This is a genomic window from uncultured Parabacteroides sp., assembly GCF_947855115.1.
In the GTDB taxonomy this organism is placed as follows: Bacteria; Bacteroidota; Bacteroidia; order Bacteroidales; family Tannerellaceae; genus Parabacteroides.
The window spans coordinates 33,880-59,825 of the sequence record NZ_CANTZW010000024.1 but is presented as its reverse complement, the minus strand read 5'-3'; the positions used below and the strand labels follow the sequence as shown (position 1 = coordinate 59,825).

The 25,946-nt window shown below is 47.7% G+C and carries 15 protein-coding genes and 1 pseudogene; 15 read left to right on the top strand and 1 reads right to left on the bottom strand.

All coding sequences use genetic code 11. From position 1 onward, the window contains the following. Window positions 1-17 precede the first annotated feature (17 nt). Entirely contained in the window at window positions 18-1,226 is a 1,209-nt protein-coding gene (locus tag Q0110_RS13830) for a DUF418 domain-containing protein (protein WP_297907497.1), read from the top strand. On the opposite strand, the gene bla is transcribed toward Q0110_RS13830, so the two are convergent. Continuing rightward, window positions 1,215-2,120 carry a class A beta-lactamase, subclass A2 gene (gene bla, locus Q0110_RS13825; protein WP_297907494.1) on the bottom strand — a complete coding sequence of 302 codons (906 nt, stop codon included), beginning with the start codon at window positions 2,118-2,120 and terminating at the stop codon, window positions 1,215-1,217. The two genes, Q0110_RS13830 and bla, sit on opposite strands and share 12 nt — an antisense overlap. A gap of 197 nt (window positions 2,121-2,317) precedes the next feature. Here bla and Q0110_RS13820 point away from each other — a divergent pair, with 197 nt between their 5' ends. The 14 genes and pseudogenes from Q0110_RS13820 (at window position 2,318) to Q0110_RS13755 (ending at window position 25,412) form a co-directional block, all read left to right on the top strand. Beyond that, window positions 2,318-2,908 carry an RNA polymerase sigma-70 factor gene (locus Q0110_RS13820; RefSeq protein ID WP_297907491.1) on the top strand — a complete coding sequence of 197 codons (591 nt, stop codon included), beginning with the start codon at window positions 2,318-2,320 and terminating at the stop codon, window positions 2,906-2,908. Window positions 2,909-2,985: 77 nt separating this feature from the next. Next, window positions 2,986-3,909: a FecR family protein gene (locus tag Q0110_RS13815; RefSeq protein ID WP_297907488.1), complete on the top strand. Its 924-nt coding sequence runs from the start codon at window positions 2,986-2,988 to the stop codon at window positions 3,907-3,909. Between the two features lie 224 nt (window positions 3,910-4,133). Next, window positions 4,134-7,340 (top strand): TonB-dependent receptor, encoded by a 3,207-nt coding sequence (locus tag Q0110_RS13810; RefSeq protein ID WP_297907485.1) that lies wholly within the window; start codon window positions 4,134-4,136, stop codon window positions 7,338-7,340. 17 nt (window positions 7,341-7,357) lie between these two features. Further along, window positions 7,358-8,977 carry a RagB/SusD family nutrient uptake outer membrane protein gene (locus tag Q0110_RS13805; RefSeq protein ID WP_297907482.1) on the top strand — a complete coding sequence of 540 codons (1,620 nt, stop codon included), beginning with the start codon at window positions 7,358-7,360 and terminating at the stop codon, window positions 8,975-8,977. Between the two features lie 15 nt (window positions 8,978-8,992). Further along, window positions 8,993-10,984, top strand: coding sequence for a glycoside hydrolase family 97 protein (locus Q0110_RS13800; protein WP_297907479.1), 1,992 nt, complete (start codon window positions 8,993-8,995; stop codon window positions 10,982-10,984). 348 nt (window positions 10,985-11,332) lie between these two features. Then, a complete protein-coding gene (locus Q0110_RS13795; protein WP_297907476.1) occupies window positions 11,333-11,539 on the top strand; it encodes a hypothetical protein in 207 nt (68 codons plus the stop codon). An 83-nt stretch (window positions 11,540-11,622) separates the two neighbouring features. Next, window positions 11,623-11,784 (top strand): annotated as a pseudogene (locus tag Q0110_RS13790) (site-specific integrase); the annotation flags it as partial. A 678-nt stretch (window positions 11,785-12,462) separates the two neighbouring features. Next, on the top strand, window positions 12,463-12,777 hold the full coding sequence (locus tag Q0110_RS13785; RefSeq protein WP_297907473.1) for an HU family DNA-binding protein: 315 nt from the start codon (window positions 12,463-12,465) through the stop codon (window positions 12,775-12,777). 116 nt (window positions 12,778-12,893) lie between these two features. After that, on the top strand, window positions 12,894-13,490 hold the full coding sequence (locus tag Q0110_RS13780) for a DUF3575 domain-containing protein (RefSeq protein WP_297907514.1): 597 nt from the start codon (window positions 12,894-12,896) through the stop codon (window positions 13,488-13,490). Between the two features lie 13 nt (window positions 13,491-13,503). Next, window positions 13,504-14,940, top strand: coding sequence for a DUF3868 domain-containing protein (locus tag Q0110_RS13775; protein WP_297907470.1), 1,437 nt, complete (start codon window positions 13,504-13,506; stop codon window positions 14,938-14,940). A gap of 52 nt (window positions 14,941-14,992) precedes the next feature. Beyond that, the gene (locus Q0110_RS13770; RefSeq protein WP_297907466.1) at window positions 14,993-16,975 is read left to right on the top strand and encodes an Mfa1 family fimbria major subunit; all 1,983 of its coding nucleotides are present in this window, start codon (window positions 14,993-14,995) and stop codon (window positions 16,973-16,975) included. A 112-nt stretch (window positions 16,976-17,087) separates the two neighbouring features. Continuing rightward, complete coding sequence (locus Q0110_RS13765) at window positions 17,088-18,212, top strand: FimB/Mfa2 family fimbrial subunit (RefSeq protein WP_297907463.1); 1,125 nt, start codon at window positions 17,088-17,090, stop codon at window positions 18,210-18,212. 37 nt (window positions 18,213-18,249) lie between these two features. Then, entirely contained in the window at window positions 18,250-19,824 is a 1,575-nt protein-coding gene (locus tag Q0110_RS13760) for a hypothetical protein (protein ID WP_297907460.1), read from the top strand. Window positions 19,825-19,886: 62 nt separating this feature from the next. Then, window positions 19,887-25,412: a T9SS type A sorting domain-containing protein gene (locus Q0110_RS13755; RefSeq protein WP_297907457.1), complete on the top strand. Its 5,526-nt coding sequence runs from the start codon at window positions 19,887-19,889 to the stop codon at window positions 25,410-25,412. Window positions 25,413-25,946 lie beyond the last annotated feature (534 nt).

The window sequence follows — 25,946 nt, the reverse complement described above, 5'->3', positions numbered from 1 at the left end:
ATAAATAATTACGATTTATGGAAAGGAATAATACACTAGCTTCATCCGGTGGACGGATTACGGTTATCGACGCTTTACGCGGTTTCTCCTTGATTGGTATTTGCTTGATCCATGCGATGCAACACTTTGGTGCCTTTGGGACTATGACCCCTCAGGCTATGTTCCCTTGGGAAGGGACGACTGATGAGATTTTCCGGTGGTTCATTAATTACTTGATATTTGGTAAGTTCTTCATTATATTCTCTTGCCTGTTTGGGTTAAGCTTCTTTATCCAGATGGATCGAGCTGCTCAGAAAGGCGTTGATTTCCGTCCTCGTTTCTTGTGGAGGCTGGTGTTGCTGTTGGCGATCGGTTTCCTGCATGGCTTACTGGTTCGTGTAGATATTTTGTTGATATATGCGTTGCTCGGCTTTATACTGGTATTGATGTATAAATGGCCGACAAAGCTTCTGGTGGGAATAACCCTTTTCCTTTTCTTGGGTGGAGCTTCATTGGTTCCCGTGGTATATAAAACCGTGACGGCTCCCGCTGTTGAGCAAGTGGTGGAAAAACCGGCCTCAGCGCCAGTGGCACGCGCTGAGGTTCCCCGGCAAGCCCCTACTTTGGCCGAGACTATCGAGAGTAACGCTTGGGATGGGTTGGTAAGTAAGATGAATTTCCAGTTTGCCAGTGGCCGTATCTATCTGACCTTGGGCTTGTTTATCTTAGGATTTATAGTAGGCCGGATTCGTTTGTTCCAACGTTTGAACGAGTTCCGGAGCCGTTTAAATTACGGGGCATTGATCGCATTGGTTTTAATCGCCCTGTTATATGTGTTGAAACTTTATATACCTGCCGCGTCTTGGCGCGAAGTCTCTATCAATGCGTGGATGGGCGCCACGACTACCAATTTGATTAATTTGATGACGGCCTATCTATGGGTTGTATTGGTTTTGGAGGCTTACCGCTCGGTAAAAGTTCAAAATGCCATGAAACCATTGGTTAGCTACGGACGTATGGGACTGACAAATTATATCGTGCAATCCGTGACAGGAGTTCTTATCTTTTCCGGTTTTGGTTTGGATTGGAGCCATCTGAGTGTTTCGCTGAGTGTATTGGTCTGTCTTGGATTTACGGCTATACAGATTATCTTCAGCAATTATTGGCTGGCAGGTTTACGTTACGGCCCGATGGAGTGGCTATGGCGAACCGGTACGTATATGAAATGGCAACCGTTAGTACGCTGATGGCTCGATATACCGATATACGATCCTGGAGATATCCGATATGATTTCCGCGGTTGCTTGTTGGCTCTCTTCCGAGTCTTTAACAAGCACCGCGATCGTATATCTTTTCCCGTCTGGTAAGAATACGAAACCAATATCGTTCGTTCCGATAAGTTGCCCTTGGGCATTCCGGTCTCCTGTTCCGGTCTTATGTCCGATAATAACATTGGTTGCTTGTAACGGTTGGGCCAGACGATCTTTCCCGGTCTCGCATTCGATCATGGTACGTTGGATAAATGTTTGTAGGGTATCTGCGAAAAGAGGGCGGGAAACGAGGATGTCTAGTAGCTTGGCTGCCTCAAGAGGAGAGGTCCAGTTTTGATAACATAATAACAAGTCACGGTGCATATCCTCTTCTGTTTGGGTAATGGAAAAGTCTCTTATACCTAAAGAGCGGATATATGTGTCTGTATCTTTAACTCCTACGGTGTGCTTAAAAAGAATGTCACAAGCATTATTGTCGCTTAATTGTAATGTGTAGATTAATAATTCACTGATAGGAATCGTTACGTTCCCTTGAGGATATTGGTCTCGTAAGGGGCTGTATGTATTAGGTAACAAATCATTTTTTTTGATGTATACGGGAGTTGCGAGTGATAACCCGTTTTGCTCCAGATAGTGCATGACAGATAACGCTTGATGGAATTTGAAAACGCTCATCATTGGGTAACGCACCTCATTATTAAGCGTAATCGTATCTTTCCCATTTATAATAATTGCGATTCCCACTTGTGCCTTTTTATTGGCTATGGTTTCTTGTAATTGTATCTCCAACTCTCCTTTTTTGTCTTTGGCTACGGCAGGAAGCGCAAATAAAAATAAGATAGAAAGAACAGCGTTTATGTACTTACCCATAAGATATACCGATCTATTGTTTTATCTGCAAAAGTACGAAATTTCTTCACATTTACCGGATGGGCGGGCTTTCGGAGTAATTTAGATAGGAATTAATCGGGTTTGATAGAATTTTGGTATGGTTACCTTAGTAGAATATTGTATTATTAGAAATAACATTTTTAATTTTCATTTTAAAATCTCATCTTTGCGAAGAGATGGATGTAAGAGAGCAGCTAATAATACAGAAGTTACGAGATGGCGAGCAAGGTGCGTATCGATATTTATATGATCGTCATTATGTCGTGCTATGTCAATTCGCAAATGAGTTGGTTGGAGATCCATTTCTAGCGGAAACTATAGTTGGAGACGTGATATTTCATTTATGGGAGATTCGGGAGACATTGGATATAAAGATTTCTCTTCGTGCCTATCTGATGCGTGCCGTACGAAACCGTTGCTATAACCATATCCTATCTGAAAGGGAAAAGAAGGAGGTTCGTTTTTCGAAAATGGAGTCTGATACATTGGGGTGGGACACTATGATACAATCGGATGAACAGCCATTGGGAATATTGCTTGAGCAGGAATTGGAGCGGGAAATCATTAAATCAATAGATAGCTTGGGCGATGAATGTAAACGTGTTTTTAGGAAAAGCCGTTTTGACCATAAGAAGAATGAGGAAATCGCCACGGAATTAGGAATTTCTGTTAACACGGTTAAGTACCATATAAAGATGGCTTTGACCCGCTTACACCAGGATCTGAAAAAATATCTGATTTTGTTGATATCATTTTTTCCCTTATAAAGGAAAAAAATGAATGTTTTCACTACCCAGTGGAGGAAAATAATTGTCTTATATATAAAGCTGGATATATAATCTATATGAAAGAAAAGAAATCACATATAAAAGATGAACGGTCGCGGTCTGATCATGAGGAGCAAGAACTTTGGTTCTCGGCGTTGGTCGCTGATGATTCCTATGCTTATGATACCGATAAAGCTTTCGATCGTTTCGTTTCTCGTACCCGGCAAAAACATCGTACGGTCTTCTATATACCTAAAATTGTTTATGGTGCGGCGGCGGTCGTTTTATTGTTGATCGCTTCTACTATTTCCTATTGGTGGGGGGAACGGCAAGTACAGAACCAGTTTGCGGATATACTGGTGGAAGCTCCTTTAGGGGCTAAGACGAAGCTGGTCTTACCGGATAGTACATTGGTATGGCTAAACGCCGGTTCAAAGATCGTGTATTCGCAGGGTTTTGGAGTGAAAGACCGTCATCTCCGGTTGAATGGCGAGGCTTATTTTGAGGTGAGGAAAAATGAGAAGTTACCTTTTGACGTGATGACGAAAGAGTTGAATGTAAAAGTATTGGGAACGAAATTCAACTTCCGGAATTATGATGAGGATGAAGAGGTCACCGTGAATCTGCTGGAAGGAAAAGTGCAGCTAGAGAATTATGTGAAGGAGATGGGAATAAACTATTTGTCTCCTTTTGAAAAAGTTACCTTAAATAAACTCACGGGAGAAATGACCATAAGCCGGGCCGAAGTGAAAAATGCGAAGGAATGGACAAATGGAGGGCTTTTCTTCGATGAGATGCCTCTCTCTGATATAGTGAAAGAATTGAACCGCAGCTATGATGTGAAGATTCATATCGTAGATGAACGGTTGGCCCATAATCGTTTTTACGCGCTATTCAACAGGAAAGAACATACTATCTATAATGTGTTAGATATTATAACTGCGACAAATCAAGTAAGATATAAAGTGGAAGGTGACAGTATCCTGCTTTATGCGAACTGATAAATAATTGTTTAACCTTAAAAATGTTTGTAATATGAGAAATTTGAAAGGAGATTAGCGAGGAATGTTAGGATAAAAATGAAATCGGAGAATGGGCTAGATCCTCCGATTCATAAATCCTCAAATCACATTATGCCAATGATCAGGATGAGGATTACAAATGTAACCAATCCTCAGAAAGGTCATCTCAATCACAAGTTAAATTACTAAAAATTAAGCTATTTATGAAAGTTGTAAAAAAGGTCATTTATGTGGCTGTAGCTTTGTTTTGCTTAAATCTAACTGTTAGTGCTCAGAGTATAACCTTGAAGGTGAGCGATATAACGGTAAAACAAGCGATGGATGAGCTAAAGAGTAGGAGTGGCTACTCGTTTGTATTTTCGTCAGCGGATGTGGATACAGGAAAGAAAATATCCGTGTCTGCCGAGAATCAACCGGTCAATGCGGTAATCGAACAGATCTTGCACGGTCAAGGGCTGACCTACGAGATTCAGGGAAAGAATATTATTTTGAAAAAGGAGGTCTCAACTTCAGCGGATAAGAAAACGAAGATAACAGGAACCGTAAAAGGTCAATACGGTGAGGCTATTATCGGCGCGAATGTTGTTGTAAAAGGAACTACTTTAGGAACGATCACCGATATAGATGGAAATTATACGCTTGATGTTCCTTTGGGCGCTAGTTTACAGGTATCTTATATCGGGTACCTCACACAGGATGTAGAGACGGCCGGAAAAAATAAGATTGATATTAATCTTATAGAAGATACTCAAAAATTGGAGGAAGTCGTGGTTGTCGGATATGGCACACAAAGAAAAGGAGAGTTGACTTCTTCTATCTCCAGCGTAAAAAGCGAGGATTTCATACAAGGTTCCGTACAAGATGCCGCCCAACTGTTGCAAGGTAAAGTCGCTGGTCTGGGGGTTATATTATCGGATGGAGACCCCGCAAGCTCTACACAAATTATGTTGAGAGGTGTTGGTAGTATCGCGACAGGGGCATCTCCTCTCGTGATTATTGATGGTGTTCCTGGAGAACTTAATATGGTCGCTCCGGAAGATATTGCCAGTATTGATGTCGTAAAAGATGGTTCGGCAGCCGCTATTTATGGAACCCGGGGTAATAACGGTGTTATTTTTATCACGACGAAGAAGGTAAGGGGGGAAATTCCTGTTACGGTAGATGTACATGCTTACATGACCACCCAGCACATCAAGAAAAAATTAAATATGATGGATGCTTCCCAATACCGGGAATTGGTGAAGCAGGGTAAACCCGGTGCGGTGGATTACGGATATGATACCGATTGGATGGATGAAATCATGCAAACTCCTTTTTCTTGGGTTACGAACGCTAGTCTGAAAGGGGGGACTACGAAGTCTAACTATATTGCGAATATAAACTACAAATCTGCGGAAGGTATCATCAAACGTTCTAAAAATGATGTCTTAACCACCCGTATAGAGGTGAATCATAGTATGTGGGACGATTTATTGAAGTTCAATCTTAACCTTATGGGTCGTGAGCAGACCTATCACGCGTTTGGCTCAGGATCTAGTTTCAATGATGTTATCTATAGGAACGCGCTAGCTTATATCCCGACAGACCGTCCGCGAAATGATGATGGTAGCTGGGTCGAGCATCCTACCATGTATGAATATGCCAATCCGCTCGCCTTGATTTATGAAAGTGATGGGGAAAATAAAAGCAGGCAGATCCGTTCTTTCGGTTCTGTCACTCTGACACCTATCAAGCAGTTTTTTGTCAAGGCTTTGATTTCGCATACGACTTGGAACCAGACGAGAGGTTATTCCGAATCTAAAAACCATATTTCCACGATCCGGGATAACAAAAATGGCTATGCGGCAAAAGGAAGCGCTAGCTCACGAGATAACTTGATCGAGTTAACGGCGCAATATAAAGAAACTTTCGGGTTACATAACGTTACGGGACTGGTAGGTTATTCTTATCAAGACAACGTCTATGAAGATGAATATATGATTAACTGGGATTTCCCGTCTGACCAATATACATATAATAATATGGGGGCCGGATCGGCATTAAAAAGAGGTGAGGCTACCATGAGCACTGAAAAAGAGAAATCCAAGTTAATAGGTTTTTTCGCTCGTGCCAACTATAGCTATGATAATCGTTATTTGGCTACGGTGAGTATTCGTCATGAAGGTTCGTCTAAATTTGGGGCTAACCATAAATGGGGTAATTTCCCTGCGATGTCTGTCGGTTGGAATGTGTCTAACGAACATTTTATGGAAGGGGTTGATTTCCTTAGCACGTTAAAGGTTAGGGCTGGTTTCGGTATTACGGGTTCTCTTCCGAATGACGCTTATTCTTCGTTAAGCCGGCTTGCGTCTGGAAATAACTTCTTGACAAATGGCTCTTCTTGGATTCCGACTTTGCAGCCAGAGAGTAATGCCAATCCGGATCTTAAATGGGAGAAAAAGGAGGAATGGAACCTTGGGTTTGACTATGGCTTTTTCAATGAGCGTTTGAGTGGTAGTATCGACCTGTACCAAAGAACAACCCGCGATATGATATGGGAGTATAATGTCCCCAGACCGCCTTATCTGTATCCCACTATTTTAGCGAATGCAGGAACGATGAAGAATAAAGGATTGGAAGTACGTCTTAGCGCCATACCTGTCCAAACGAAAAATTTTCAGTGGGTTACAACCATCAATTATTCAACGAATAGTAATAAGGTTGTATCTTTGTCGAACAATCAATTCCGGGTTGAGAGTGGTTATTTCTACGCCGGCTATTTGGGGAATACGATCAAGCAGGATACTCATATCGTAAAGGAAGGAGAGCAAATGGGTAATTTCTACGGATTTAAGTCTATTGATGTTGATGAGGACGGCAAATGGATTATCCAAGGTAAGGATGGTAACCCCAAGCCCATTGATCAACAACAGCAAGAGGATAAAACGGTCCTTGGAAATGGTTTGCCGAAACATTTCTTAAGTTGGGATAATACTTTGACATTTAAGAATTTCGACTTAAATATCACCATGCGAGGCGCATTCAAATATCAGATATTAAATACTCCGAGGTTGTATTATGAGGTACCTGTCAGCTTGGCGCATGGTAATTTAATGGCTACGGCATATGATCCGGTATTCGGTAAACGTCCGTTGAACGATCACCAAGAGCTTCAATATGTAAGTTATTATATCGAGAATGGAGATTTCTGGAAAATCGATAATATTACGATCGGTTATACCCTGATGTTGAAAGACAGTTTCTTAAAGAAAGTCAGGGTATATGCGACAGCCAATAATCTATGCACTATCACAGGATACAGTGGTATAGATCCGGAGGTTAATACGCAAGGATTAGACCCGGGTGTGGATCCTCTAAACAGATATCCGTCTACCCGTTCTTTTACTTTGGGAGCCATGTTTACTTTCTAACTTAAAAATTGATTATCATGAACTCATTTATTAAATATATCTGTGTTTTTTGTGGAGGTATAGGTTTATTTACATCCACTACAGCCTGCACGAACTTGGATGAGGAAACTTTTTCTGAAATCACTGAAAGCACCTATAAGTACGAGGCAGGTGATGCGACTAAGATTGTTGGTAGCTCGTATGCGAATCTGAGAGGTTTTGTGGGTTTTAATACATATTATATACAGGAGATCTGTACAGATGAGACCGTACAGCCGGCTAACCAGGCGGGATGGGACGATGGCGGTGTTTTCCGCCGTATGCATCTTCATTCTTGGAATACCGACCAAGCGCATGTAAATGAATATTGGGATTGTTGTTATACGGGTATACTGTTGGCGAACAGAGCTATCGAGATTATCTCAGAAGACGGTTTTCCGATAAGCGACACTGAAAATAAAAATTCCTTGATCGCAGAGACCCGTGCTTTACGAGCCTATTATTACTGGCAGGTGATGGATAATTGGGGAGACGCTCCCCTTGTTTCCGCGTCTACCTCCGAGCAGCCGGAAAAAACTCCGCGGGCAGAGATCTATGAATTCGTAGTACAGGAATTAACGGAGTGTATGAATGATCTGCCCGAACAAAAAGATGCTTCTAACTATGGACGCTTCAATAAATGGGGGGCGAAAGCTCTTCTTGCGAATGTATATCTGAACGCGGAAGTTTATACGGGTACACCTCAATGGGAGGCTTGTATAAAAGAATGTGACGATATATTGAATAGTGGCCAATACCAGTTGGAATCGGATTATCTTGCTCCATTTAAAGTTTACAACGAGAGTTCGGTGGAAAATATTTTTGTGATACCCTTTGACGCTGTCTATGCGCAAGGTTTCGAAATTTATAAAGCGATCCTGCACGCCGCTAATCAAGCGACCTATAAACTTCAAGATAGTCCTTGGGGGCCTGGTTCTTATAAGGCGGTACCTCAATTCATCGATACCTATGATCTGGATGACGAACGTTTGAATATGACTTGGATACAAGGGCCGCAATACGCCGCGGACGGCACGCCATTGGAGGGATCTTATGATATGATGGGCCAACCTCTTGTGTTTGTCAATAGTATGCCCGATGGTATTTTCACGGGAGAGGCTGATGGATTCCGTTTGCAAAAATACGAGATACAAGAAGAATGTAAGACTTTCATGAATAATGATTTCGTCGTCTTTCGCTTAGCGCAGGTCTATATGATGAAAGCGGAATGTTTATTGCGTACAGGTAAAGCGGATGAGGCGGCCCAGTTAGTCACCACCGTGCGCCAGCGTGCGTTCAAGAACCATCCGGAAAAAGCTAAGGTGACAGGCAATGATTTGAAGCAACCGTCGAAATATGTGTACGGAACGGTTTCAAACTACGTATTAACTCCTCAAGGGAAAAGCTACCCGGAGCAATTTGGGCGTTTTTACGATGAATTAGGTTGGGAGTTCGTAGGAGAGACAATGCGTAGACGCGATATGATTCGTTTTGGTCATTTCACCAAAGCTGAATGGCTTTCTCACGAACCAAACGGAGATTTCCGGAGTTTGTTCCCGATCCCGCAGGAAGCGGTTGACGCAAACCCGAATTTAAAGCAAAATCCAGCGTATGAGTAATCTTAATTTGAATATATGAAGAAAGTAACAGTCTTTTTAATGGTCTTGTTCCTTGTCATTGGGAACCTATCGTTATTTGCTCGTAAAAGTGTGCGACTTGCCTCTCCGGACGGGAAGTTGAAGTTCTCATTGACACTTGAGCGAGAACATCCGGTTTATGATATCCAGTATCAAAAACAAGTATTGGTGCAGAATTCTCCCTTAAGCCTCGTTTTCGATAACGGGGCCTTTGGAGAGGGACTTAAGATGAACAAACCTATTTTTAGTACAAAAGAGGAAACGTATGAATTAATTGTAGGTAAGTCGAAAACTGTCCATAGTTTGTCGAAAGAGGTAGTCATTCCTTTAGAGGAAACGACCGCTCCTTTCCGGAAGATCAATCTTGTGGTCCGGGCGTTTAATGACGGCATCGCTTTCCGTTATGAATTTCCGGAGCAACCGAATTGGAAATCATACGTTATGTATGATGAGAATACAACATTCAACGTAGTGGATAATCCGAGATTCTTGGGCATGTATTTACCTTCTTATCAAACCTCTCACGAGGCTACGTATTCGCATGTGAGCTATGAGGAGATAAAAGAGCGGAATTTGATGGATATGCCTGCGCTGTTCGAATACCCGAACCATATTTTTATGGCTATTACTGAGGCGGCTGTCAGGGATTATGCCGGTATGTATCTGTGGAAAGAAAATGGGTGTTTACAGGGGAAGTTATCGCCTAAGCTTAATCAAGAGCAGATAAAAGTGGAGGCGAACCTTCCGCATCGGTCTCCTTGGCGTGTTTTTATGATCAGCGACCGGGTGGGGGCTTTGATTGAATCTGATTTATTGACAAACCTGAATGAGCCGTGTAAGATAGAGGATACCTCTTGGATCAAACCCGGTAAGACCACTTTTACTTGGTGGAATGGCAACGTGACGCCGGACACCACCTTTTTGGGGGGGAATAATTTCCCTACCAATAAGTATTATATAGATTTCGCCGCCCGTAACGGTTTGGATTTCCACTCGGTATACGGATATGCGGAGCAACCGTGGTATACGGATGACGGGCCATGGTTCGGGTTCCCCGGAGAAAATTCGGATATTACCAAACCTGTATCAAGTTTGAATATGCAAGAGGTTTGCGATTATGCGAAAAGCCAAGGTGTTCAAATCCATTTATGGACGAATTGGAAACCTTTATATGCGAAAATTGACGAGGCTTTTGCCTTATTTGAGAAATGGGGAGTGGTTGGAATGATGATTGATTTCATGGATCGTGACGATCAAGAGATGATACGTATCCAGGAAGAGTTCCTTGAAAAAGCGGCTAAGCATCATTTGTTCGTGCAGTTTCATGGTTCCAGTAAGCCTTCCGGATTGCATCGTACCTATCCAAATGAGTTTACCCGGGAAGGGACACTCAATTATGAGAATTTCAAGGGATGTATGGTCACGACTGCGGATCATGATATATCTATGCCTTTTACCCGTTTGCTGGCTGGTGCTACCGATTATCATTTGGGTGGCTTCCGGGCTCTTCCGAAAGACAAATTCAAGATACAACAAAGTAATCCGTATGTTACTAGTACCCGTTGCCATATGTTGGCGATGTATGTTGTATTGGAGAGTTATCTAGGAATGATTTGTGACACACCGGAGGCTTATGAGGGGCAACCGGGATTCGAGTTTCTACAAACCGTACCGACTACTTGGGACAAAACGGTCGTACCAGACGCTTCTGTTAATGAGTATGTAGCGGTAGCACGTAAACATGGAGACGATTGGTACGTCGGGGCTATCAACAACAGTCAAGCCCGTAATGTGGAAATAGCCTTGGATTTCCTTGATAAAGGGAATTATAAGGTAACCCTTTATAAAGATGCGAAAGACACGGATATCAATCCTAATCATCTTGTCAAAGAAACCTTGACAGTTACCGCAAAAGATAAGATAACAGTATCATTAGCGTCTGATGGTGGTGCCGCCATGCATATTCAGCCTGTAGACACATCCTTTTAAGAGTTTTTTCTATTTGAAAGAGAGGTTATCTCCAATAAAAGCGGGATAACTTCTCTTGCTTATAAAGGCTTGATAATCATTGAACTAAAAGTATCATTATGTTTTACATAAAACACGTACGTATTTGTTCCGGAAGTCGTACGTGTTTTTATAAATTCATGTACGTGTTTTTCCGTAGAGGGTGGAGATATGAAAAGAAGGCGAGTCACGAATAAGTGGCTCGTCTTTTTTATTCATTACGAAAGATCTTCGTTGTAATAATCAGGAAAATCTGATTATTATTGCTAATCCCTTCCTTTTTTAGGCTGGGTAACATAAACATATCGAGATGACTTAAAAAAAGGATATATGAACAAGAGAAAGAATAACCGTTTGGGCAAAGCGGGTATCACATTTTATGCCTATGCCACCGAACGCATCCGGAATCGCCATCATGCCATCCAGCGAGGACAAGCGGCAGTACTTGTTGCTGTTGGACCGGAAGATGACGTGGTCTTTGCTTTTACCGACAAGCCTTGTAACCTGTTTTTTGCGTGTTCTGCGTGCCATCTATAACCGCTCCGTAGAACGGGGCTGACCACCCGACGCTTTCCATTCAAACATCTCTATACCGGTGTAGAAAAGACAACCAAACGGACCGTCACTCTTGGGCAAGTGTGGCTCGAAGCAAGAACATTCCGATTTCAGTGATCAGTGAAGGTATGGGACATGATTCGGAAACCACAACGAGAATCTATTTGACCTCATTGGACACTAACGCCATTAATAAAGCTAACAGGTTGATTTTAAGATTATTGTAAGGCCTATAAGCCATTAAGGAATACCATTCTCTTGACAAGAGATGAATAGCGACACAAAATTAATGAAAAATTAAAGAATCCTTCCATAAACAATCAAAAAATCACCTCCGTGTCTGGAGGTGTTATGCGAAAAGGGAGGTTTTGTTGAGTAAAAAACAATTCCCCTTAGACGCACTGGTATAAAAATATCTGATAATCAATTTGTATGACATGAATAAATTGATTTGTCCATCTCTTGTCAAGAGAAGTACCGGGCAAAAGGTATCCCTCAAAGGGATCTGTCCGGTTAGTGTCATGAAAAATATATTTATACGGATCACAGAGAAAACGTCCGGTGTTGAGCGAAATTATAATCTCTTCGTAAGAGAAGGATAGCATAACGCAAAATTACTAAAAATATTGAAACTGATAGCGAAAAGAAGCAAAAATCGGCCCCAATATAAGGCAGATTGTTGCGAGAATAAAACGGATTGTTGAGCAAACAGATTATAGATAAGATATAAATATCTTGTTATTAACTAGTTATCTTATCTATACCTAACTATCCATCTCTTACGAAGAGATGTATCCCCGTAATGGAGGAAACCTTAGTTTTTCGAACGCTGGGAATCTGTCCTTTCGTAAGGGAGGTAAAGATGAGGATGAAGGTCAAACTTTTTAAAGAATTCAAATAAGGCCATGAATAGGAGAGATATAGAGAAAGTAATGGCGACGAGGCTTGATGTCCCGGAGGTGATGGTACATTCGTATGTCCAGGCCTTCCTGGAGACGATATCAGACCGCTTGATGCATGGACAGCGTGTCTCGATCCAAAATTTCGGGACATTCAAACCCCGGGTACAAACGAGCCGTCCCGTCCGTAACCCGAGAACAGGAGAACCCCTGATGTTGGAGCCACGTGTCTCTGTGAGGTTCACCCCCGGCAAATCGTTGTTTGAGAGAATAAATAGTTGCACAGATTTGAAATCCGACAAGGATAGCGCGAGACGTTGAATGCGTGCGTTTTACGGAGATCTGTATGGGGCGGCCCCTCAGAAGCTTACGGATATGTTACATGAGGATATCAGAACACGGAATATTAAATACACTAAAAACAAAGAGTGCGAATTATGACAAAACGATTATTACTAACAGGCCTGTTATGTGTCATCACGAGCGCGACCCTGCTCGCGCAGACAGCTCTTCAGGAGGATCAAGGCGCGGTTGTCGGGATCAAGACGAACGCCTTGTATTGGTCGACGACAACCCCGAACCTTGGCTTGGAATTCCGTCTGGCCCGTCATTGGAGCTTGGACCTCGAGGCCGGGCTGAACCCATTCAGCAGTAAAAGGGACGACGGGAGCTTCGGGAGATCCATTAAGCATTTCCGTCTCCATCCCGAGGCGCGTTATTGGTTTTGCGAGGCGTTCGACGGCCATTTCCTCGGCCTGCATGTCCCTTACCTGATATATAACGTGTCGGACATCAAATGGCTGGGCACGGAGAACGGGCGTCACCAGGGTTGGGGTACAGGTGCCGGCATCAGCTACGGATACAGTTGGGTCCTGGGCAGGAACTGGAACGTAGAGGCCTCCCTAGGCGTGGGCTATTTATACTTGGAGTCCGAGAAATATCCTTGCGCCAACTGCGGGACCAAGACCGGGACCGCCAAGAAACATTATTTCGGCCCGACCCAGGCGGCCGTCAGCGCGATTTACTTATTTTAAAAAACTTGGAATTATGAGAAGGCACTATCCATTATTATATATGATGTTGGGATGCGCATCCCTTCTATACGCCCAAAAACCGGAATCTGGGACCTTCCTGGTGGAGGAGAAGAACGCCGAGTGCGTCGGGAACGAGCTCGTGATAACTCTGAAAGCCGACATCAGCTCGCTGCAGCTCTCCCGCGACCGTTCGTTGGTCTGTACCCCGCTGGTGGAGAGCGGTGACAGTGTTCGGGCCCTGGATCCGATCATCATCAACGGTAAGGTCCGCCATATCCTGTACGAACGCATGGGACGGAGCGGAAAGAATGAATTGGAAATCCGTCGTCGTAACGGAACCGAGCAACGGGTGGATTACTTGGTCCGTACACCGTACGCCGGTTGGATGGAAAAGGCCGACGTGGCGCTGGTGATGGATGACTGCGGTTGTGGCTGGGAAACGTTGGGTGCGAGCAAGATCCCGCTCTTGGCGCTGAACTTCTCGAAACCTGTGGTTATCGACCCTGTGTTGGCGTATGTAACCCCCGCTCCTGAAACCGTGAAGGCCCGCCACCTGGACGGTAGCGCCTATCTTGATTTCCCGGTGAACCAGACGGCCATCTATCCCGACTATCGCAATAATCCGTCCGAGCTACGTAAGATACGCGAGACGATCGAAGCCGTGCGCGAGGACGCTTACTCGACGATCACGCAGGTATCCATCAAGGGTTACGCCTCCCCCGAAGGTCCGTACAAGGGGAATGCTTACCTGGCTGAGAATCGTGCGAGGGCGTTGCTGGAGTACGTGAGAGGACGCTGCGACCTGTCCGGTGTGGAGTTGTCGGTCGAGTATGAGGCAGAGGACTGGGAAGGTCTGGAGGCGGCCGTGGAGAAAGGTGACCTGCCGGACAAGGAGGAATTGCTCTCCATCATCCGTGCCGACGAACCCGCCGACTGGGATGCCAGGGAGTGGAAACTGAAAAAACTCAACGGCGGTTCCTCTTATAGGATCCTGTTGCGTGACGTATATCCCGCCCTCCGGCATTCCGACTACCGGGTGAGCTATAACATCCGCAACCTCACGGTCGAGGAGGCGAGAGAACTGATCCACACCGACCCGTCGAAGCTTAGCCTGAACGAGATGTTCCTCGTGGCCGAGACGTACGAGGCGGGCAGTACCGCGTTCAACGAGGTGTTCGAGATAGCGGTCCGCATGTATCCGGACGATCCGACCTCCAACCTCAACGCCGCGGTCAACGCCATAAATACCCGCCAGCTGGACAAGGCGAGAGGCTACCTGTCGAAAGCCCCCGACCGCCCCGAGAAGCGCCTGGCCGAGGCGGCTGTCCTGATGCTGGAGGGCCGGATGGACGAGGCTGCGGGGATATTGGAGAGCCTGACGGATGACCCCGCTTTGTCTGATGCCGCTCGGGAGAACCTGGACCAGATCGCCGCAGGACGGAGGGAATAGAGTTATCGATGAATCACCAGTGTTTAACATAAATCAAAAAACAATGAGAAAAATGAAACTGAAAAGTACATTATGGGCGCTCGCTCTCATGGGCGTAGCGGTTTCTTGCTCGGACGACCTCGGCGAGAGACAAGGAGACAACACGGACGGCAACGAGGGACCGAAAACCTACATGACCGTCACCGTACGCCAGGGTGTTCAGACCCGCGCGACAGGCGGTGAGGAAGGAGACAAGGTCGGAGATGTATCCGGCGAGGCTGGCTCGGAGGCAGAGTCCGAAGTCAAAGACGTGACCGTCTTCCTTTACAGGGGAGAGAACAATACGGAGCCGAGCGAGTTCAAGGGCACAAGCATGATCATGGCCGCCGGTTTTGCGAATGAGGTCGGTAGCATGAGCGGAAGCTCCGAATCATGGCACAGCTGGACCTCTTCCGTAGAGGTCGAGATCAATGACCAAACGTTCGAGTACGATAATAAGTTGTTTGGCATTATCGCGGTGACGAACTTGGGTAAAACTGCCGCCGATGCTCTTATTGACAAGGTAAAAAACAAAAGTATTACCACTGGTAAAAATCTGGCCGACCAGATACAAATATTCGCTTGGAGTGACGAAGGTTCGTCTGCCAATAGTTTCATCATGTCGACACATAACGACCAATATGGAATGGACTCAAAGATTTTCGACAGTGTTATATTGAAAGCGAACGCCACCTCCACGGATGCCCCTATGGCGGAAGTACACGTGGAGCGCTTGGCGGCGAAGATCCGTATGGCGGGGAAAGATGGTGTCACGGACTTTATCTATGAGCTGAAGGCCACGGATGAAGGAGGAACAGCGGGGGACGTGATCGCCAAAGTCCGTCTGGATCAAGTGAAGGTAGTCAACCGGCTTAATAGCGGCTCTTATCTGTTGAAGAGGGTGTCCGAGACGGTAAGCGGTGCTGATGATAAGATTGATGATGCAAATAAAGATATTTACCTTGGCAATGAGATTTGTAGTTCAGTCACAGGGGGGACTTCTTCTTACAATTACGTCATCGACCCTTGGACGAGAAGTAAGACCCAGGGAAGTGTAAGTTCTATAAGCTCTATTACGGCAGCGAGTGGCTCAACCATGTTGAGCTATGACAACCCTTTCTCTGGAGACAGTTATGAAGCATTGTGGGGTTCTGAACCTCAGACTGAGTTATCAGGCAATGACAGTTTCGACGACAGCCAGAAAGTCCTCCTTTGCTACACCCAGGAGAACACGACCACTGCCACGAACTCCCTGGACGGCTACTCTACCGGCGCCATATTCAAGGCTACCTACTTCCCTAAAGAGTGGGTTGTTACGAAGTTGGGTGAAAATCAGGAGGTAACGGGTGTCAAGACCGAGCCTATCACATACGGCGGTAGCGGAGCGGAAGGCCTAGCGGAAGGAGGTGATGGCGACAACCTCAGCTCCATCTCTACCGAAACAGGTGGCAAGACTTTCTATGTCTATCAAGGCCAGGCATATAGAAACCATGAGGCGGTCTTCAACGCTTGGGCCTTTAACCAGCAGGAAACGATGGTGTATAGCTATGTGAGCTTCACGAAAAATGAGATAACGAGCATAAAGAAGTCTGATTTCAAGAAAGCTGCTATCGCAGAACATGAGGATCCGTTCGGATATATCGCTGACTTAAAGAAAAAGGCAGAAAGCGGAAGCGAGGAATATTTCACCGAGGAAGACGCTATCGAGACCTTTCTGGAGGAAAACTCAGCGGAAGTCAACAAGGTGGTCTATCCTTACGAGAACGGCGTATGCTACTACCCGTATTGGATCCGTCACGCGGACAATAAAAAACCGAGCGAAATAGGCGTGATGGAGTTCGGCATCGTACGTAACAACATCTACGACCTGTCCGTCTCCGGGATCTCGGACATCGGCCTTCCCGGCACGCACGAGCCTGACCCGGAAAAACCGAACGAGGATGACGATATACTGATCAACGTGGTCGTCTTGGTCAAGGACTGGGTAGTACGCTCGAACAGCGATATCATACTCTAAGTACATGGCAGGGCGCTCCCGGAAAGGGAGGCGTCCCGCTTTCTTGTCCATGGAGCAGTAAACGAATCCGTTGGTCGAGATCCAACGTAAACAAACAATTTCAGAACGAAAAATGAGAAGAATGACAAATCCTTTGACGAGGATGGCGTGTGCGCTGTTGGTGGCGTGCGGGCTGGCCTCGTGCGAGTATATCCATGATAACACGCTCGCCCCTTGCGAATACCGCCTGCACCTCGTCTACGATTATAACATGAAGTTTGCCGACGCCTTCCAGAACGAGGTGACGAGAGCCTCGCTGTTCATCTGTGACGACCAGGGCAACTACCTCTCTCGTCGTGACATAACGGGCGAGGAGTTGAAGGCGAACGACATACGTATGGACCTAGCCCCGGGGAGCTACGTCCTCCTGACATGGGCCGGCCTGGACGATGGCTCCTACAAGTGGCCCGAGCTGACACCGGGTGGCTCGACGGTACGCGACATCAAGGTGCGCGCCCTCCGGGAGGCCGACTCGACGCAAGCGGATGAGTTGGAACCCCTCTGGCATGCGCTCGACACGCTGGTGGTATCGGGCGAGCGTCACGAGGAGAAAGAGATCTCCCTCGTTAAAAACACAAACAAGTTGCGGATTGTCCTGCAGGATACGGAAGGCTACAGCATGGATGCCGGCGACTTCACTTTCCAGGTCGTGGCCGACAACGGTTATATGGACTACGATAACCGGCTGTTGGAGGATCCCGCCATCTCGTACGAGCCATATTACCAGGAAAGCGTGGACATATCCGGTGGTGATGGGGACGACAGGATCAACGGCGAGGCGGCGAACCGGTACGTGGCCGTGGCCGAGCTGAACACGCTCCGTCTGATGGACGGCGAGAACTACCGCCTCATTGTCCGTCATAAGGACTGGGAGAAGGATGTGCTGAATGTCAACCTCTGCAACTACCTTCTGCTGACACAGATGGAGGGGCACAGGATCTCTGCCCAGGAATATCTCGACCGCCAGGATGAGTACTCGATCATTTTCTTCTTGACACCGGTTCTCTGCCCCGATTGCCCTGATCCCGACCCTGATCCAGATCCGGACCCGACACCAGACCCCGATCCCGATCCAGATCCGGACCCGACACCAAACCCTGACCCCGATGAACCTCCTTATCCGATCGTGGGTTACGCCTGCTACAAGGTACAGGTCAAGGACTGGGTCATCCGTTTGAACGATGACGCGGAATTGTAAAAGAAAAGGAAAACGATACGATAAATACGACAACCGAATGAAACTAGAGTATGACAACATGAAGGCAAGCCTGCGCAGATGCCTCCTGGGACTGACGGTCCTGGCACTGGCCGGAGGCGTCCTGCCCGGCTGCTCGGATGACATGGGAGAAAAGGAACCGTTCCCGGGCTACGCAACGCTGGTGGTGTCGCTAGGAAGCCTGGGGAATGCCGTTCCGGTCTATACGAGAGCGACCACAGGGCGGGAAGAGGATACGTCCTACGAGCGTTATATCAAGGATTGGTGGATCGTGGTGATGAAGGATGACAAGGTCGACAGAGTCCTGTCGAACACGAAGGACGACATCGCCCAGGAGACGGGCGGCGCGGATAGCCGTCACGAGGTGAGCGTCCCGCTCCTTATCGGGGAGAGCTATGATCTTTATGCGTTCGCCAATTTGCCGGACGAGAATAAAGAATACCTGAACGACCTCGGAGAGGGCGAGGTGTTTGACAAGACAAAAACAGTCGGCACGATCGATGCGACCGGGTTCGATGACGGTTCGACCCAGGCGGGGCCTTATTTCCCGATGAGCAGTTACAAGGAGAGTGTGGCTGTCGAAGCCACGACATCGTCCGTCGAGATCCCGTTGATCCGTCTCGTCGGGAAAGTGACGGTGAGCCTTACGAATACGCTAAACGATCCGATCACGTTAAACGGACTGTCGTTAAACGGTTTCCGCACCTCGGGCGATATATATCTACTGCCTTATGATGAAGCGATGAACAAGACTACAAGGAACCTGTTAGACGACGACATGAACGACTCGTATATTCCTATTTTCCCGGCAAGTTCGACAACAGAAAACTATACTGAGAAGGTACTCGTTGGAGGAACAGCCGAAGAACAAGAGCGAATAATAGACGCCGGCGGTTCGGACTCGTTCCAGTTCTATACCAACGAGACCGATTTCATGAAAATAGAGGGGTTGAACAACCTGCAGGTCACGGTTGACGTGGAGGATCGGGACAATACACCCAAGGATACGGAGTTCTCCTTCATCCGTCGCAACGACTGGCTGCGTATCCCGTTGCAGATTTCCGACGTGAAGACCGACATCAGTTTCGATATGAGACACATGCCCATCGGGGGGCTTCCCACGACCATCACGATGGGGGCGGGCGTCATCGTTCCGGAATATACCTACTCTACGAGAGGACATGGCGGGGATATCACGATTACCTATGAGTTAGATAGTATCTCGTCGTTAAAAAATGCCAAACTGAAACATTACGATGGCTCATCATATCTGGACGGTAAGACCTTTACCAGCGCCGTCCTGGTGAGCAATAACGACGAGGACTCACCCTTGCTGATCAATGTCCCTGAAAATAATGCGGCTGCGCCCTGGTTGGAGGACACGGCGAAGGCTTTTTCCGTAAAGGCTACAGAAGGGAGCGAAGGAAAATCCGGCTCTTTCACCGTCACAGCGCAGGAACTGGCAAATACGGCAACGGCAGAGATCCAGCTGACACTGGTTATTGAGGGAACGAACCAGAGCAGTACGACATCGACCGTGTCGGTGCCCTATACCATTAGGATTACGAATCAATCAACAACAGGAGGTAACTAACCATGAAAGAGGTAACATCATTACATAGGAGAAAACACCGCAGAGTATCCGCTCTCCTGCTTATGGCACTTTTTGGGCTTGTTGCGAACGGGTGGGGACAGACGTATACGATTCGGACGCAAAGCGGGAAGACGTTTCCGCAGGAGAATATCCCGACGCTCGTGGACACCGTGTATGTTGCGTCGAACTCAAGCCGGACGCTCACCATCGGGAACTTCTCGTATTACTACTATTTCCGCTGGTACCAGAAAAACACGAACGGGGACGGAACGAATATAACGAATTTGAGCACGAGCGGCTCTAATCTGCTTCAAACTAGAGGAAATAGTGCTTCCTATTTCTGGCATTGGTCGCAGTGGACGAAAACGAACGTGCATCAAATCTCCTACACGAGGAACGTAACTACTGAGGATTCGGTCTTTTGCGATGTCAGTTTCAATGTGGACGGAACGACCGATATCAATGCATCCGAAGGTATCTACACCGAGCCGACTATCGGCAAACGCTATAAGTTTTTGATCAAACCCGCCTCGCAGATAAGCGACCGCCTTGATGCCGTCACGAACGGCAACGCCATGGAGACGCGCTACATCACCGTCCCTATCGGTGCGACCGGAATCACCCTACAAATGCCCCTTGATCCGGAAAGTTATTATTGGAACAACAGCGACTTTCACGGGCGGCGATTCAGTTTCTCAATCCAACAAGGAAACCAAACCATAACCAATCGTTACTCCTCCTCAAAGACCATTGCCCTTGATCAGGATTATTCAACAGTCAGGATTAACCAGGAAACCACGGTCGAGGTTCGAGCCAACACAAATTCATACGGGCCCGGAACGCAAAGCCCCATCATCATGCGCTTTATCCTAACCCCACAGGAAGACTCCAATTTCGCTGCAGAAACCGCCATCACGAACGTCAAGAAGCGTAATCCCGAGGATTATCCGGCCGAATACCAGCAGATCGGAGTCGTGGATTTCGATTACGGTGAGCCGATCAATGCAGGAAGCCTCACAAAAGAGAACAACATGCGGAGCACGCCGGTCGATCCGTCGCAGACCACCTACAGTTTCGTCAGTCCGAATCTGTCTTGGATCAGCCCTCAATACTACATGCCGGAAGATGCCTATGGGTTGTATCGTACAGCGAATGTTGAGAATATTTCGCAGAGTTTGAGCTCGACGGGTAGCTGGGGAAGTCGGGAGGTCAACGATTACGGATCGAATTGGAAAGTTTCGTATTACCCGAGCCGTAATTCGTACCGGAGCTACAACAAGACTTACGGTTGGTATTACGCAAACAACATCCCCTCGCTGCGGAGTAAGGAAATGCGCGATCGAACTTGGCACAACTCGAACCAAAAACAACTCGGTTACTTCTACTACGTGAATGCTTCCGCCGAGCCGGGACGTATCGTCAGCATCCCGCTCGAAGGGACACTCTGTGCGCATACGGAACTGACCGTCACAGTATGGGTCGCTGACCTGAGTAATGCTTCGACGCTGCCTAACCTGAGCCTTGTCCTGCGTGGGGAAGAGGAGAACGGCGAGACAGAAGTGCTCCACCGCTTCGTATCCGGAGAGATGGAGAGGGACGGATACGATCAAGCGACCTGGAAACAACTCTGCTATCGAATCACGATCGACCGACAAGACTTGGATAAGTTCACCGAATATGTGGTGGACATCGAGAACAACACCCCAAATTCAGACGGAGGTGACTACGCCATTGATGACATCCGCATCTACAAGTCGCTGCCCAATATCCAAGTGCAGCGTGAGAACGCCTGCGATGCCTCCACGCTTATCATCAGCACAAATTATGAGACCATCCTCCGCAACATGGGATGGGAGGAGAATCAATACGTGGCACACCAAAAAGACGAAAACAATCCGAACGGTTACGACTACACAGACTTAGATCTGCGCAAGTACCGTTACGGCTTGATGGGTGAAATTGATGAGCAAGGTAGTCACGACTTCCTGAACTCCGTGGTTGGTAATGTGTACTTCTCTTTCTTGGATGAGAATCAGGAAAATTGGATTTCCGTAAGCAACGCCATCAAGGACAATGCCGAATTGTATCGGGCAGCCTTTGCCGTCCGTGTACCTGTCTCCACAGCCATGCGACAAAACAATGGGCAAGATCAGGCTTACCCGGAAAAACGCGGTTATGAGTTTTATACCACCGAGCGCAGTAAAGCCCTCAAGAACGAGCAGATCATGAACTACCGTGCCATCTGCGACTACAATGCGGATATCAAAATGTGGCAGGAGAAATATTCAACTGAAGGGCACCGGCTGATCGATGTAACTGACTGTAACCCTGAAAAAGAAAACTTTAGCGAGGAGGCTTATCAAGCCGCCATTGAGATACTGTATGCTCGTCTCGGCATCCCGCGCCTCCGCTGTCCATGGTATAATACGACTGAAAGACGACTCTACCTCGGCATCCTTGATGTGGGCAACACCGACCTCCGGTATCAGAACGAAAAATACAGAGATGTCGAGGGGAACGAACAGACCGCATCGGGTAAATATTGGGTCGTAACCTTCGCCGCCTCGGAAGTTGCCGGGGATGGAGATGGAGGTATCACGGTCGGCGAATGTACCCTCATGTCGGAGTTCACGGTCTATCCCGCCACCAACATCCTCGTTCAGGCGGAAACGAATGCCGAGACGGCCCTCTGCCTCGGTGCGATCCGAAAGATCACCCCGACCCTTGCGGTGTACGACAAAGATACAATGGAACCATTGGAAGATGAAGAGACATTCAACGACTACGTGTTCGATTGGTACCTCGGACCGAAGGAGGATTATGACAAGTTGTTGTTCGGAAACCAGGGAGAAGACTCCCTGTCGATGGTCATCAGTGCGTATCGGTTGGATCGAAGAGACACGGACGGGTTCACTTGGTCAGACATGGAATCATGGATCTCGTCCAGCAGTTACAACAGCGAAGAAGACAAAGCTCTGTTGAAGGGGTTGTTCGACGAAGGTCTGATCCGGACGGGTGTCGGGCCGAACGAGACCTTCAACTTGGTCGTGAACAGTCCGCAGATCGTGGCGATGCCTTACGTGTATGAAGATGAATCGACCGCGGGCCAATACGTGTACTGCTCCAGCGCGAGCGCCGTGGATCTGGCGATCGATGGCGACGACATCCCGGATTTCTACGTGGGCTTCTCGACCACGCAGATCGCGGAGAATGACAGCGGGGTGCCCTTGCGCCTCGGCCGCAGGCACTTGGCCGACCAAACCCACACCTTCGAGATCCCCGTCCGCAAAGCCCTGCAAGCGGCAGAAGGCGTGACCTCATTCGGTATCTCAACCCATGCGACGACGGTGAACCCCGTTTATATTGATCGAGGTGATGAGAACATGCAGCAGGTAGGCACCGTTACCGCAATGGACATCCCGATCACCGGCGATGGCGAGGCTGTGCCTCCGGAAGAGAAAGGGGAAGAGAGTACGAGCAAGAACTATGACGTGACCGGTACTGTGACCATCACGTGGAACGACAACGCCGACCAATACATGCGGGAAGGCAAGCAATACACCCTCTACATCCCCTTCGTACAGATAGGTAGCGACGGAGTAATGGGCAGCCAGTGTGACGGCGTGGCGACCCTTCCCGTCAAGATCGTGCCGGAGTACCTGACCTGGAAGGGCTCCTCCTCCGATAAATGGTACGACGATACGAAGTGGAACCAATCCACCAAGAGCGATCTCTACTTCAGCGGCTACAGTCAGAACCCGGACATGGACGCAAACGGCACGGACAACGTGAAGGAAGCCTACTCTCCGCTCTACTTCACCAAGATCACCGTCCCCGACAACAAGGAACTAATTTTGACAACGCCGAGCTATACGGACGCAAGCAGTAGCAACGACGACTACAAGATCCTCGACATCCCATTGGAGGAAAACAATCCCCAATACGACATGGCGGTGGATACGGTGACGAATGCGACTGGAAATGGGTCCCCCTATAGCATCGTACCCTACTACATCAACAAGGTAAACGAGATCTACCTCAAGCCTGGGGCAACCCTGATGAACCAGCAGCGCCTCATCTATGACACGGCACGGGTAGAGTTAGAGATGACTCCGGGCACGGCCTATTGGATGGCCTCGCCACTGTGCGATGTCTATGCGGGAGACATGTATGCTCCTTCGGAAAACGGAAGGCAGACGACCCCCGCATTCAACCACATCATTTACAATACCACCGATTACAACCGCTGGTCTCCAGCTTTCTACCAAAAGGCTTGGAGCAGGGCGATCGCCTACTCCAACGTGGAGAATCCATACAGCGGCAATAATGCGGGAAGCTGTACAGACGTGGATGTCGTACAATCCAACTGGAGCATTGAGTACAACGACGTGTGGGTGCCCTACACCCTGGGCAAGGGATTTTACGCACGGGTGGAGGACGTGAACGGGGCCGGGAAGGCTTTGGTGCGTCTTCCCAAGGCAGACACCGAGTATCTCTATGAGAAGGCACCTGCCACGCGTTCCCTTTCCCAAAAGCCGGACCTCACTTCCGGCAACCGTACTAACGCGGGAAAGATGGCAGGCGACGAAGAGATTACGGTAGAGCTTTCCACCGTGGATGGCGACGGTAAGCACTTCCTGATAGGTAACCCCTACATGACCTATCTGGATATGAGTAAGTTCTTTGCGGAAAATACCACCCTGGCGAAGAAGTACTGGACGCTTTCCGGAGGAACAAGCCAGGCCGTGGTAGGCACGCCTGACGTTGGATGGGCAGGCAACGAGACGGGAAGTGGTGAGACCCTCACCGGCCTGATCCCGCCGATGACCGCCTTCTTCGTGGAATTGAATGATGGCGAAACAACCCGGACGGAAGGGATAACCCAAAACGTTACCTTCACCACGGATATGATGGCGCAAGCTCCTGCCGCCGAGACCGGAACGACACGGGCTTATACAGCCTCCAACCCGGTATTGACCCTGACAGCTGAACGTGAGGGGTATCGGAGCGTGGCGACGTTGATGACTTCTGACAAGGCCTCTGACGGCTATGAGGCCTCCGAAGATGCGGTGCTCTTGCTTGATTCCGAGTTGGATGCGCCGATGGTTTATACCGTGTCAGGCAGTGTGGCGGCACAGGTGAATGCGGTAAAGGAGATAAGTAATGTCGGTTTGGGTATCTATAACGGAAACGGTGACGAGACGACGATTACCATCAGCGGTATCAACCAGTTGGCCGCTCCCCTCTACCTTTACGACGCACGGACTCGCGAGAGCGTGGTCTTGGAAGGAGAGAGTTACAACCTGCGAGTCTCCGGCGACTGCCACGGACGTTATTATCTCCGTAGCAGTGTCCTGGAAGAAGGATTGGAGAACAATATCTCCATTTACTCTGCGAGGAAAGGAGAAGTGATCGTATCTGCCCTCCGGCCGGTGAAAGAGATCAAGGTGTTCGGCGTAAATGGTAGGCAAATACGTAACATCTCCGTGAATGCGACCCAATACCAGTTCACGCTTCCGTCAGGTCTCTATATCATTTGCGCCTCCGATGGCGATCGGGAACTGACAGAGAAAGTGATCGTCAGGTAACGAACTCTTTGTAAATGGCAATAAACTCTCCTCCTTGGGGTAAGTCGCGAGAAAGGCTTCCCCAAGGAGTTTTTTATCTCCTCTAAGCCGTATTTTTCCTTCGCTGTATCCGTTCGCCCATGAAGACCATAGGGAGGGTGAGCGTATCGCCATACTTCCTCATGAGTGGCAATAGCCTGTCGGGCTTACGGCCTCGCTCCCTCCGTTTTCCGCAGAGCATGTTTTGAATATTACGTTATATCCATATAGCGCTATAATGTCTTTTGGCTGGGGAAAACGTATACAGTTCCTACCTGCTTTTCCGGCCTTTTGAAGGCGAATATTTCCACACGGAACGTGCGTCTTCCCGCTATACTGCGATATCCATATAGCCATATAAAATGAACCGGAAGTTGAAATATCGTTGATTGGCAGTATAATTCGTTGTTTTTGGGTAAAGATTCCTGTAGTCTTTCCAATCCGTTATAAGATCGCTCTTCCGGTAAATTTACGCTGGAGAAGATCGCTGGCACATTGGTTATCACGGCAAATGGA

Excerpts from the sequence above, each read along its gene's own strand:
- bla (WP_297907494.1), bottom strand. The coding sequence starts at position 2,120 with ATGGGTAAGTACATAAACGCTGTTCTTTCTATCTTATTTTTATTTGCG.
- Q0110_RS13810 (WP_297907485.1), top strand. The coding sequence starts at position 4,134 with ATGAAAGTTGTAAAAAAGGTCATTTATGTGGCTGTAGCTTTGTTTTGC.
- Q0110_RS13800 (WP_297907479.1), top strand. The coding sequence starts at position 8,993 with ATGAAGAAAGTAACAGTCTTTTTAATGGTCTTGTTCCTTGTCATTGGG.
- Q0110_RS13755 (WP_297907457.1), top strand. The coding sequence starts at position 19,887 with ATGGCACTTTTTGGGCTTGTTGCGAACGGGTGGGGACAGACGTATACG.
- Q0110_RS13785 (WP_297907473.1), top strand. The coding sequence starts at position 12,463 with ATGAATAGGAGAGATATAGAGAAAGTAATGGCGACGAGGCTTGATGTC.
- Q0110_RS13765 (WP_297907463.1), top strand. The coding sequence starts at position 17,088 with ATGAGAAGAATGACAAATCCTTTGACGAGGATGGCGTGTGCGCTGTTG.
- Q0110_RS13805 (WP_297907482.1), top strand. The coding sequence starts at position 7,358 with ATGAACTCATTTATTAAATATATCTGTGTTTTTTGTGGAGGTATAGGT.
- Q0110_RS13795 (WP_297907476.1), top strand. The coding sequence starts at position 11,333 with ATGAACAAGAGAAAGAATAACCGTTTGGGCAAAGCGGGTATCACATTT.
- Q0110_RS13770 (WP_297907466.1), top strand. The coding sequence starts at position 14,993 with ATGAAACTGAAAAGTACATTATGGGCGCTCGCTCTCATGGGCGTAGCG.
- Q0110_RS13775 (WP_297907470.1), top strand. The coding sequence starts at position 13,504 with ATGAGAAGGCACTATCCATTATTATATATGATGTTGGGATGCGCATCC.
- Q0110_RS13760 (WP_297907460.1), top strand. The coding sequence starts at position 18,250 with ATGAAACTAGAGTATGACAACATGAAGGCAAGCCTGCGCAGATGCCTC.
- Q0110_RS13830 (WP_297907497.1), top strand. The coding sequence starts at position 18 with ATGGAAAGGAATAATACACTAGCTTCATCCGGTGGACGGATTACGGTT.
- Q0110_RS13815 (WP_297907488.1), top strand. The coding sequence starts at position 2,986 with ATGAAAGAAAAGAAATCACATATAAAAGATGAACGGTCGCGGTCTGAT.
- Q0110_RS13820 (WP_297907491.1), top strand. The coding sequence starts at position 2,318 with ATGGATGTAAGAGAGCAGCTAATAATACAGAAGTTACGAGATGGCGAG.
- Q0110_RS13780 (WP_297907514.1), top strand. The coding sequence starts at position 12,894 with ATGACAAAACGATTATTACTAACAGGCCTGTTATGTGTCATCACGAGC.